The sequence below is a fragment of the Aeromonas sp. HMWF015 genome (genome assembly GCF_963878965.1).
GTDB classification, from domain to species: domain Bacteria; phylum Pseudomonadota; class Gammaproteobacteria; order Enterobacterales; family Aeromonadaceae; genus Aeromonas; species Aeromonas veronii.
In genome coordinates this window covers 1-3,546 of the sequence record NZ_CAWNZT010000071.1, presented here as the reverse complement: position 1 = coordinate 3,546, position 3,546 = coordinate 1, and the positions used below count along the sequence as shown (strand labels likewise).

General features: G+C 57.3%; 3 protein-coding genes and 1 tRNA gene. 2 read left to right on the top strand and 2 right to left on the bottom strand.

Annotation, left to right across the window (positions count from 1 at the left end; translation table 11 throughout):
• Positions 1 to 771, bottom strand: a 771-nt coding sequence (locus AACS18_RS23025; RefSeq protein ID WP_258228832.1) for a DEAD/DEAH box helicase family protein, incomplete at its 3' end; no start/stop codon positions are given.
• 133 nt (positions 772 to 904) lie between these two features.
• On the opposite strand from AACS18_RS23025, the gene AACS18_RS03035 reads away from it, so the two are divergent.
• A tRNA-Asn gene (locus tag AACS18_RS03035) sits at positions 905 to 980 on the top strand.
• Between the two features lie 471 nt (positions 981 to 1,451).
• Here the strand turns inward: AACS18_RS03035 and AACS18_RS03030 are convergent.
• On the bottom strand, positions 1,452 to 1,616 hold the full coding sequence (locus AACS18_RS03030; protein WP_181363391.1) for a hypothetical protein: 165 nt from the start codon (positions 1,614 to 1,616) through the stop codon (positions 1,452 to 1,454).
• Between the two features lie 137 nt (positions 1,617 to 1,753).
• Between AACS18_RS03030 and AACS18_RS03025 the strand changes: the two genes are divergently transcribed.
• The gene (locus AACS18_RS03025; protein WP_005336899.1) at positions 1,754 to 3,439 is read left to right on the top strand and encodes an aspartate:alanine antiporter; all 1,686 of its coding nucleotides are present in this window, start codon (positions 1,754 to 1,756) and stop codon (positions 3,437 to 3,439) included.
• The last annotated feature ends 107 nt before the right edge of the window (positions 3,440 to 3,546 follow it).

The window sequence follows — 3,546 nt, the reverse complement described above, 5'->3', positions numbered from 1 at the left end:
CAGAATGGTCTCCCGCGGGGTTGCGTAGTGGGTCTTGGGGTAGATGGTATAGCGCACCACCGTCTGCTCGATGGCGCCGGTCAGCGGGTCGAACTGGGAGAGGCGCTCCACCTCTTCATCAAACAGCTCTACCCGCAGGGCCAGCTTGTCCGATTCGGCGGGGTAGATGTCGATCACTTCACCGCGCACCCGGAAGGTGCCGCGTTGAAACGCCATGTCGTTGCGGGTGTACTGCAGCTCGGCGAGGCGACGCAGGATATCCCGCTGGTTGATCACATCCCCCACTTTCAAGTGCAACATCATGCTCAGATAAGCCTGGGGATCCCCCAAACCATAGATGGCCGACACCGAAGCAACGATCACCACGTCGCGCCGCTCCAGCAGCGCCTTGGTGGCCGACAATCGCATCTGCTCGATGTGATCGTTGATCGAGGCATCCTTCTCTATAAAGGTGTCGGTGGTCGGCACATAGGCTTCGGGCTGGTAATAGTCGTAGTAGGAGACGAAATACTCCACCGCGTTGTCGGGGAAGAACTCCTTCATCTCGCCATAGAGCTGGGCGGCCAGGGTCTTGTTGGGAGCCAGGATCATGGTCGGGCGGTTCAGGGTGGCGATGACGTTGGCCATGGTGAAGGTCTTGCCCGAACCGGTCACCCCGAGCAGGGTCTGATGGGCCAGCCCTGACTCGATGCCATCCAGCAGTTGGGCAATCGCCGTGGGCTGATCCCCGGCGGGTTGAAACTGGCTGACTAACTTGAACAATTTGCTCATGAACACTCCCGACACAAAACAGCAGAGGAGCAGTGTAACCGAGGGTTTGGCAGCGGTACACCCGTGCCATCATCCCGCGAATGGCTTGACCACCCCAGACACCTTCTGTATGATGCTCCTCCTTGCCTGATGTTCCCCCGTAGTTCAGTCGGTAGAACGGCGGACTGTTAATCCGTATGTCACTGGTTCAAGTCCAGTCGGGGGAGCCAATTCCTCACCATCTCGGTGCAAGTTATCCACTTTAGTGCCCTCTCCTGCCAATTTTAATGCACAAGAACCTTCTTGCTGCTGACGCTCCCTTTTGTTACCCGTTCCGGCTCGACAGAGTTTTCTCCTGTTGCACCTAACTATTTGATTTTTATACAAACATTTTTCTTCCGGTATTTTTTGAACAGCCCTTGCATCCCAGTACTGGCGCGGCTTTCAGGGCGATGAACAAGTTTCATAAACAGGGTTATCCACAGATTCTGTGGGTAAGTGCAGCAAGCCCTGTCAGGACGCGGGATTGCCCTTGATGGCCCCCGGCGAAGAGTCATTTTGCTGGCCAACCTGATTTTATGCTGTTTTTTTGCCCCCTCAGGAACAGCGGGGTGACAGGCTCTATTGGCACTTTTCAGAGGTATCTTTTTGCCAACCCTTTCCCTGTGGGCGAACGGGCAAATATCAAGCTGATTTGACCCTCAGCCAACCATGGCGGCCATCAGTTGAATCTGCTGAAACTGATCCCCGCCAAGCGGCCGGACAGCAGAATCTAAAATATCGGCCTGCGCCAGAGCACTTCGGTCGCGGGCAGCAGATTTCACTAATTGACAACGACGGTTACAGCAAAAATTGCCAGATTTCATCCGCGTGTCTCCCTATCACGCCGCCGGTTCCACAAATAGCGTCCGATAACGTCCGATTAATCGATCCCTTGCGCTTCTTTATTGGGGATAGATCCGGCACAATATCGACCCCACTTTTTTCCTCGGTTTTTCCGGGCATGACCATAGATTTCGTGACACTGCTACATCAAAGCGACTCCCTGCTGCTGTTCGTGGTATTGGCCTTCGGCCTGCTGCTTGGCAAGGTTCGAATTGGCAACTTTCAGATTGGCAACACCATAGGTGTGCTGTTTACCGCCCTGCTGTTCGGCCAGATGGGTTTCGAATTTGCAGCCACCACTGAAAACGTCGGCTTTATGCTGTTCATCTTCTGTGTGGGGATCGAGGCGGGCCCTCACTTCTTCAGCGTCTTCCTGCGCGACGGCATCCACTACATCACCCTGACTCTGGTGATCTTGCTGACCGCCCTGCTGCTGACAGTGGGGCTCGCCAAGTTCTTCAATCTGGGGCCGGGCATGGCGGCGGGGATCCTGGCGGGTTCACTCACATCGACACCGGCGCTGGTCGGTGCACAGGATGCCCTGCGCAGCGGTCTGCTCAACCTGCCCCATCAGACCGATATGCAGGCGGTGCTCGACAATATGGGCATCGGCTACGCCCTGACCTATCTGGTGGGTCTGGTGGGCCTGATGCTGGTGGTGCGCTACCTCCCATCGCTGGCACGCCTCGACCTCAATACCGAGGCACAAAAAATCGCCCGCGAGCGGGGTCTCTCCGACAGCGAGAGTCGCAAGACCTACCTGCCCATCATCCGCGCCTATCGGGTCGGCCCAGAGCTGGCAGCCTGGATCGGTGGTCGTACCCTGCGAGAGACCGGTATCTATCCCCACACCGGCTGCTATGTAGAGCGAATCCGCCGCAACGGCATTCTGGCCAGTCCCGATGGCGATGCCGTCATTCAGGAAGGGGATGAGATCGCCCTAGTGGGCTATCCCGAGAGCCACGAGAAGCTGGACGTCAACTATCGCAACGGTAAAGAGGTGTTCGACCGCAATTTGCTTGACCTGCAGATCGTCACCGAAGAGATAGTGGTAAAGAATGACTCCGTGGTAGGCCGCCATCTGGTGGAGCTCAACCTCACCGAGAAAGGGTGCTTCCTCAACCGGGTAGTGCGCTCCCAGATCGAGATGCCGTTCGATCGCAACATCATGCTGCAAAAGGGCGACGTGTTGCAGATCAGCGGCGAGAAGCAACGGGTCAAACTGCTAGCCAACAAGATCGGCTTTATCAGCATCCACAGCCAGACCACGGATCTGGTGGCCTTCACCACCTTCTTCGTACTCGGCCTGCTGATCGGCTCCGTTTCGCTGGTGTTCGGTCAGATCGAATTCGGTCTCGGCAACGCCGTCGGCCTGCTGCTGGCAGGCATTCTGATGGGTTACCTGCGGGCCAACCACCCGACGGTCGGCTATGTGCCGCCCGGTGCGCTCAGATTGGCCAAGGATCTTGGTCTGGCGGTCTTTATGGTGAGCACGGGCCTGAAAGCCGGTGGCGGCATCCTCGACCACCTCAGCGAGGTGGGTACGGTAGTGCTCTTCTCCGGCATGCTGGTGACCACCTTGCCAGTGCTGGTCGGCTATCTGTTCGGGGTCTGGGTGCTCAAGATGAACCCGGCACTGCTGCTCGGTGCCATCACAGGTGCCCGTACCTGTGCCCCGGCGATGGATGTGGTCAACGAGGCAGCCAACAGCTCCATTCCGGCGCTCGGTTATGCCGGTACCTATGCGGTGGCCAACGTGATGCTGACCCTGGCGGGCTCCTTTATCATCGGCTTCTGGTTCTAGCCAGCAGCCATCACATTACCGCTAACAAAGAAGGGAGCCTCAGGCTCCCTTCTTGCTATCTACTCCACTAGAGAGATGTAGATCCGGCTCATTGGTGTGGCGTCACC

Excerpts from the sequence above, each read along its gene's own strand:
- AACS18_RS03030 (WP_181363391.1), bottom strand. The coding sequence starts at position 1,616 with ATGAAATCTGGCAATTTTTGCTGTAACCGTCGTTGTCAATTAGTGAAA.
- AACS18_RS03025 (WP_005336899.1), top strand. The coding sequence starts at position 1,754 with ATGACCATAGATTTCGTGACACTGCTACATCAAAGCGACTCCCTGCTG.